Origin of the sequence: Streptomyces sp., from assembly GCF_031178505.1 — a bacterium.
GTDB classification, from domain to species: Bacteria; Actinomycetota; Actinomycetes; order Streptomycetales; family Streptomycetaceae; genus Streptomyces; species Streptomyces gulbargensis.
Window position 1 is genome coordinate 1 of sequence record NZ_JAPSIW010000366.1, and the last position, 6,810, is coordinate 6,810.

General features: G+C 73.8%; 6 protein-coding genes. 2 read left to right on the forward strand and 4 right to left on the reverse strand.

The genetic code is table 11. The annotated features are described in order from the left end of the window. Positions 1-86 precede the first annotated feature (86 nt). From RIF68_RS22125 to RIF68_RS22135, 3 genes are all read right to left on the reverse strand, one after another. Positions 87-2,186, reverse strand: a complete 2,100-nt coding sequence (locus RIF68_RS22125) for an MDR family MFS transporter (protein WP_309053027.1) — start codon at positions 2,184-2,186, stop codon at positions 87-89. A gap of 114 nt (positions 2,187-2,300) precedes the next feature. After that, complete coding sequence (locus RIF68_RS22130) at positions 2,301-2,495, reverse strand: hypothetical protein (RefSeq protein ID WP_309053032.1); 195 nt, start codon at positions 2,493-2,495, stop codon at positions 2,301-2,303. 504 nt (positions 2,496-2,999) lie between these two features. Further along, on the reverse strand, positions 3,000-4,058 hold the full coding sequence (locus RIF68_RS22135; RefSeq protein ID WP_309053028.1) for an ATP-dependent DNA ligase: 1,059 nt from the start codon (positions 4,056-4,058) through the stop codon (positions 3,000-3,002). Between the two features lie 52 nt (positions 4,059-4,110). Here RIF68_RS22135 and ligD point away from each other — a divergent pair, with 52 nt between their 5' ends. Both ligD and RIF68_RS22145 read left to right on the forward strand, forming a co-directional pair. Continuing rightward, a complete protein-coding gene (gene ligD / locus RIF68_RS22140; RefSeq protein ID WP_309053029.1) occupies positions 4,111-5,226 on the forward strand; it encodes a non-homologous end-joining DNA ligase in 1,116 nt (371 codons plus the stop codon). Between the two features lie 121 nt (positions 5,227-5,347). Continuing rightward, on the forward strand, positions 5,348-6,259 hold the full coding sequence (locus RIF68_RS22145; RefSeq protein WP_309053030.1) for an alpha/beta hydrolase: 912 nt from the start codon (positions 5,348-5,350) through the stop codon (positions 6,257-6,259). 98 nt (positions 6,260-6,357) lie between these two features. Here the strand turns inward: RIF68_RS22145 and RIF68_RS22150 are convergent. Beyond that, positions 6,358-6,810, reverse strand: a 453-nt coding sequence (locus RIF68_RS22150) for a TetR family transcriptional regulator C-terminal domain-containing protein (RefSeq protein ID WP_309053031.1), incomplete at its 5' end; no start/stop codon positions are given.

Sequence of the window (6,810 nt, forward strand, 5' to 3'; positions counted from 1 at the left end):
AGTTCCTGGGGTGACCGGAAGCCCGGCCCGGGGCGCGCACGGGGGGGTCCTCACCGCCGGGCGGTGAGGACCGCGCCGGACAGGGGTCAGCGCCGGGCGGTGAGGACCGCGCCGGACGGGCGGCCGGCCGGGCGCCCGGCGGAGAGGTCCTCGGCGACGACCTTCTTGGCGATGGCGTCCGTCGCCGCCCGCAGCTCCGGCCCGCTGGGCCGGCCGCGCTCCTTCTCCAGGCGGTCGGCGAGCCAGTCGCCCCACGCGCGGGTGATGACCGCGGCCTCCCGCTCGCCGGCCGGGGTGTGCGACAGCAGGTTGCCGTCCCGGGTCAGGAAGCCCTCGTCGACCATCCGGTCGAAGACCGGAAGCAGCACCTCCGGTGGGACGCGCCGCCGGGCCGCGACGAGCCCGAGGCTCGCGTGCCCCACGGTCCGGGTGAAGAGTTCCACCTGCATCACCGCCCACGCCCCCGCGGTGTCGAGCCGGGTGTCCGAGGCGGCGACGATCCGGCGGGCGGTGTCGAGGTCGGTGCGGCGCAGGATCCGGCCGACGGCCAGTTCGAGCAGTTTCGCCGAGTCGCCGCTGGTGGTGGGGGAGGCGAAGCCCTCGCCCATGTCGGGGGCGGCGGCGCGGACCGAGTCGCGCAGCGTGACCTGCTTGAGGAACAGCGCGACCACGAGGCCGACGGCGGCGACCGGCACCGTCCAGAGGAAGACGGTCTGCAGACTGGCGGCGTAGGCGCCGACGACCGGCCCGGCCACGTCCGGAGGCAGTCCGTGGACCCCGGCCGGGCTCTGCGCGGCCCGCGCGACGGCCGCCGGGTCGAATCCCGCGTCCGCCCCGAGGGCGGAGGCCTCCCGGACGCCCGCCGACAGCTCCGTCTTCAGCGAGTTGGCGTAGAGGGTGCCGAAGACGGCGGTCCCGAAGGAGCTGCCGAGCGTGCGGAAGAAGGTCACGCCGGAGGTGGCGGTCCCGAGGTCGGCGTACTCCACGGTGTTCTGCACGGCGATGGTCAGCACCTGCATGCACAGGCCGATCCCGGCCCCCAGCACGAACATGTACAGGGATTCCAGCCAGGTGCCCGTCGCCGGTCCCATCAGGGACAGCAGGTAGAGCCCGACGCCCATGACCAGGCAGCCGGCGATCGGGAAGATCCGGTACCGGCCGGTGCGGCTGACCACGTTGCCGCTGAAGACGGAGGCGATGAGCAGGCCGACGACCATGGGCAGGGTGCGGATGCCGGAGGTGGTGGCCGAGTCCCCGTCGACGTACTGGAGGTACGTCGGCAGGAAGATCATCGCGCCGAGCATGGCGAAGCCGACCACGAAGCTGAGGACGGAGCAGACGGTGAAGACGGGGTTCCGGAACAGCCGCATCGGCAGCATCGGTTCGGCCGCCCGGATCTCGGCCAGGCAGAACAGGGCGAGGGCGATCAGGCCCCCGGCGAAGAGCCCGATGACGACGCCGGAACCCCACGCGTACTCGTTGCCGCCCCAGCTCGTCGCCAGGATGAGGGCGCTGGAACCGGCGGCGACGAGCGCGATGCCCGCGTAGTCGATCACCGGGCGGCGCGCGGAGCGCACGGAGGGGATGGTCCGCGCGGCGGCCAGGACCACCAGGATCGCGAGCGGCACGTTCACGTAGAACGCCCAGCGCCAGCTGAGGTGGTCGGTGAAGAGACCGCCGAGCAGCGGCCCGATGACGGTGGAGACCCCGAAGACGGCCCCGATGGCGCCCTGGTACTTGCCGCGCTCCCGGAGCGGGATCACGTCCGCGATGAGCGCCATGGAGGTGACCATCAGGCCGCCGGCGCCGATGCCCTGGAGGCCCCGCCAGACGATGAGCAGCGTCATGTCGGTCGCGAGACCGCAGAGGAACGAGCCGGTGATGAAGACGACCGCCGAGATCTGAAAGATCACCTTGCGGCCGAAGAGGTCGCCGAACTTGCCGACCAGGACGGTCGCGACCGTCTCGGCGAGGAGGTAGGAGGTGACCACCCACGACATGTGGGCGGCGCCGCCGAGGTCCGAGACGATCGTGGGCAGGGCCGTGCCGACGATCGTCTGGTCGAGAGCGGCGAGCAGGACGCCCAGCATGATCGTGCCGAAGACGATGGTGCGGCGGCGGCCGTCGAGCACCGGTGGTGCGGTGGCGGCCGGGGGTGCGGGCGCTGCGTCGCTGGTCGTGGTCACTCTCGCAGCCTCACACCGCCCCCGCCCGCGTGCATGCGGGGGACGGCCGACCGGTGTACGCGGCGGGGCGGCGGTTCACGCCGGCCGACGGGGCGTCAGGCGCCCGCCGTCGGCTCAGCGGGTGACGGGCAGTTGGGGGTGGTGCTTGGCGAGGATCTTGTTCGCGCGGGCCAGGGCGGCGAGGGCGTGCTCCCGGTCCGCCCGGTCCTCCGCGCAGAGCGGCCCGCGGAACCGGTGCACCTCACGCACCGCGCAGTCCGCGTCGAACTCCGCCTGGAGCACGTGCAGCGGCAGACAGGACCCGATCATCGCGGCCACACGGTCGGGGATCGGGACGGGTACCAGGGGGGAGGGGGTGGCGATCACGGGTCAGTCCTAGTCGGTCCGGGAGCGGTACGGAAGGTGTCTCACCTCCATACGTACCGGATCGCGGTCCGGGTTCCGGTACGGGGACGTCACCGCCCCGCGACGGGACGGCCCCGCTCCGGCGGGCACGACGGGGCGCCGAGCACCGACCCGGTCGCGGGGGCGCGCCGGCACGGTGATCGCGGAGGGGGACGTTCCCGCAGGTGCGGGGCGGGGCGGCGCCGGGAAGGGTCCGGGCGGGCTCCCGGAGCCGGGCGGCTGTCCCTCGAACCCGCGTGCGTGACAGGGCTGTTGGGGATCATGCGCACCCGGCGGCGAATGTGAAGCATCTCACGCTCCGGCGTGCACCCGTCTGGCCCTCCGGCACCGACCGAAGCCCTCGTTCCGGCGCCGGCGCGAGCGCGGGGGAGTTCCTCCGGCCCCTTCCGGTGAGCGCCGCACCGGTTCCTACCCGAAGACCTCCGACAGGTCGTACGAGACCGGCTCCTCCAGCTGCGCGTAGCCGCAGGACTCCGGGGTGCGGTCCGGGCGCCACCGCTTGAACTGCGCGGTGTGCCGGAAGCGGTCGCCCTCCATGTGGTCGTACCCCACCTCGCAGACCCGCTCCGGCCGCAGCGCCACCCACGACAGGTCCTTCTTGCCGGACCAGCGGCTCGGCGCCCCCGGGAGGCGCGCCCCCTCGTGGGCCGCCTCGTCGGTCCACGCCGCCCACGGGTGCCCGGTCGGCGGATCCATGCGCAGCGGTTCCAGCTCTTCCACGAGCTGGGCGCGCCGGGCGGCGGTGAAGGCCGCGCAGACCCCGACGTGCTGGAGGGTGCCGCCGTCGTCGTACAGGCCGAGCAGCAGCGAACCGACCACCGGGCCGCTCTTGTGGAAGCGGTAGCCGGCCACGACCACGTCGGCGGTCCGCTCGTGCTTGATCTTGTACATCAGCCGGACGTCCGGCCGGTACGGCAGGTCGAGCGGCTTCGCGATCACCCCGTCCAGACCCGCGCCCTCGTACCGCTCGAACCAGTGGGCCGCCAGCGCGGCGTCCCGCGTGGCCGGGGCCAGGTGCACGGGTGCGCCGATCCCGTCGAACATCCGCTCAAGAGCGGCGCGCCGCCCGTGCAGCGGGGTGTCGAGGAGGGACTCGTCCCCGAGGGCGAGCAGGTCGAAGGCGACGAACCGGGCCGGGGTGGTCTCCGCGAGCATGCGGACCCGGGAGGCGGCCGGATGGATCCGCTCGGTGAGCCGGTCGAAATCCAGCCGGCCGTCGTGCTCGATCACGATCTCCCCGTCGACCACGCAGCGCTCCGGCAGCCGGTCCGCCAGCGCCTCGGCCAGTTCGGGGAAGTAGCGGGTGAGCGGCTTGCCGGTGCGGCTGCCGATGACGAGTTCGGGCCCGTCGCGGTGGACGATCGCCCGGAAGCCGTCCCACTTCGCCTCGTACTGCATCCCGGGCGGGATCTTCTTGACGGACTTGGCGAGCATCGGTTTCACGGGCGGCATCACCGGCAGATCCATGAGGCGATTGTCCGGTATGCGGGACTTGTGCGCGCGGCCTAGGCTGGCCCGCATGGCAGGCAAGGCGGCAGCGGTGGAACTCGAAGTCGGCGACCGGACCGTGCGGGTCTCCAACCCGGACAAGGTGTACTTCCCCGAACCCGGCTACACCAAGCTGGACATGGTCCGTTACTACCTGGCCGTCGGGGAGGGCATCACCCGTGCCCTGCGGGACCGTCCGACGACCCTGGAGCGCTACCCCGACGGAGTGACGGGTGAGTCGTTCTTCCAGAAGCGCGCGCCCCGGAACATGCCCGGCTGGATCCCGACCGCGCACATCACCTTCCCGAGCGGCCGTTCCGCCGACGAGCTGTGCCCGACCGAACCCGCGGCCGTGATCTGGGCGGCCAACCTCGGCGCCGTCACCTTCCACCCCTGGCCGGTACGGCGCGACGACACCGACCATCCCGACGAGCTGCGCCTCGACCTCGATCCCCAGCCCGGCACGGACTTCGCCGACGCGGTCCGCGCCGCCCACGAACTGCGCGCCGTCCTCGACGAGCACGGCCTGCGCGGCTGGCCGAAGACCTCCGGCGGCCGGGGGCTGCACGTCTTCGTGCCCATCGCGCCCCGGTGGACCTTCACCCAGGTCAGGAGGGCGGCCATCGCCTGCGGCCGCGAACTGGAGCGGCGCATGCCGGAGCGGGTGACCACCCGCTGGTGGAAGGAGGAGCGGGGCTCGCGGATCTTCGTGGACTACAACCAGACCGCCCGGGACCGCACCATCGCCTCCGCCTACTCCGTGCGGCCCCGGGCGCACGCCCCGGTCTCGGCGCCGCTGCGCTGGGAGGAGGTCGGCGAGGTGGCTCCCGAGGACTTCGACATCCGCACGATGCCGGTCCGGTACGCGGAGGTCGGCGACGTCCACGCGGACATGGACGCGGAGCGGTTCGGCCTCGAATCGCTCCTGGAGCTGGCCCGGCGGGACGAGGCGGAGCACGGGCTCGGGGACCTGCCCTATCCGCCGGAGTACCCGAAGATGCCGGGCGAGCCGAAACGGGTGCAGCCGAGCCGCGCGAAGAAGGCGGTGGCGAAGGGGGCGGTGGAGAAGCCGGCGGCGGTGAAGAAGGCGGTGAAGAAGGCGGCCGTGCGGAAGGAGCGCTCGGAGGGCGGGGGCGGGGAGGAATGAGGCGTGCGGGCGGGGCGGTGCCTTCCGGGTGGGCGCCGCCCCGCCTTGTCCTGGACCATAAAACAATACGAACGATCGTGCTAGCATGTTCATGCGTCCAGGCCGACCGAGGAGATCCGGCATGTACCCGATGGCTCCGCTCGTCCGTACCGTCCTCAACACCGCCGCCCGAGCCGCCCCGGGTCCCGCCGGCCGCTTGGCCTTCCACCTCTTCGTCCGCCCGCTCGGCCGAGCGGCCCTCCGCCCCGCCGAACGCGACCTGTTCGCCACGGCCCGCACCGGGCGGCTGCGGGTGCGCGGCAAGGAAGCCGTCACCTACGCGTGGGGGGACGGCCACCGGCCCGTCCTCCTCGTCCACGGCTGGTCCTCGCGCGCCTCCCGGCTCACCGCCTTCGCCGAGGAACTGCTCGCGCGGGGTCACAGCCCGGTCGCCTTCGACGTCCCCGGCCACGGCGCGGCCCCCGGCCGGGCCGGCAACATCCTCGAGTACCGCGACGTCATCCGGGAGTTGCACGAGCGGCACGGAGGTTTCGACGCGGTCCTCGCCCACTCCTTCGGCGTCCTCGCCTCCCTCTTCGCCCTGCGGGACGGCCTGCGCGCCGACCGCTTCGTCGGTCTGGGCGGGGTCGGCTCCTTCGACCTGCTCACGGACGGCTTCCGCCGGGGCCTCGGCGTGGACGAGCGGGTGATGCTGCGGATGCGCGAGCACGTCGAGCGGCACCTGGCGCCCGACGAGCCGGGCATCTGGGACCGCTTCGGCGCCGACCGCGCCCCCACCGCGCTCGACGGCCCCGTGCTGCTCTTCCACGACGAGGGCGACGACATGGTCCCGCTCGCCCACGCCCGGCTGCTCGCCCGCGTCCACGGCGACCGGGCACGGCTGGTGATCACCCGGGGTCTCGGCCACCGCCGGATCCTGACCGACCCGTCGGTGATCACCGAGGCGGTCGCGTTCCTCACCGGCGACGGGAACGCCGGCGGCCTTCCCTCCCCGGTCCGGGCCACCACCCCGGCGGACGCGGGCGCCGTCTGACCGACGGGAGGTGCGGCTCCGGTCGCGCGGAGGCGGTCCGGTTCGACGCGGCGGGGCCTCCCGGGCCCTTACCCGGCGTTCGCGGGGCCGCGCGGGTCCTACGGAGCGTCGAGCGCCGCCCGGCCGCGGGCCGTGGCCTCCGACCGCAGGCGGGCCGTGATGCCACGCTCGGCGCGGTCGTACGCGGAGGTCTCGCTCAGCAGCACGGACCGGGCGTTGGCCGCTTCCATGAGGGCGATGATCTCGAAGGCGAGCTGCTCCACGTCCGTACCGGCGGCGAACTCGCCCGCCGCGCGCGCCTCGGCGATCGCGCCCTCCATGTACGCGGACCAGTCGAGCCGGGCCCGGGCGATCGCGTCGTGGACGGGGCCGGGGCGCGCGTCGAACTCCGCCGAGGCGGCGTAGAAGAAGCAGCCCCCCGTGAACACCCGCTCCGAGGAGTACGCGAGCCAGGCCCGGCACAGCTCGCGCACCCGGCGGGCGCCCGGCGGCACGTCGGCGAGGGGCTTCACCACGCGCTCGGCGAAGACCGCGGCGGCGGCCCTGACCGT

Bases quoted from the DNA above. Each gene is read 5' to 3' on its own strand.
- RIF68_RS22130 (WP_309053032.1), bottom strand. From the start codon at position 2,495: ATGATCGGGTCCTGTCTGCCGCTGCACGTGCTCCAGGCGGAGTTCGAC.
- RIF68_RS22135 (WP_309053028.1), bottom strand. From the start codon at position 4,058: ATGGATCTGCCGGTGATGCCGCCCGTGAAACCGATGCTCGCCAAGTCC.
- ligD (WP_309053029.1), top strand. From the start codon at position 4,111: ATGGCAGGCAAGGCGGCAGCGGTGGAACTCGAAGTCGGCGACCGGACC.
- RIF68_RS22145 (WP_309053030.1), top strand. From the start codon at position 5,348: ATGTACCCGATGGCTCCGCTCGTCCGTACCGTCCTCAACACCGCCGCC.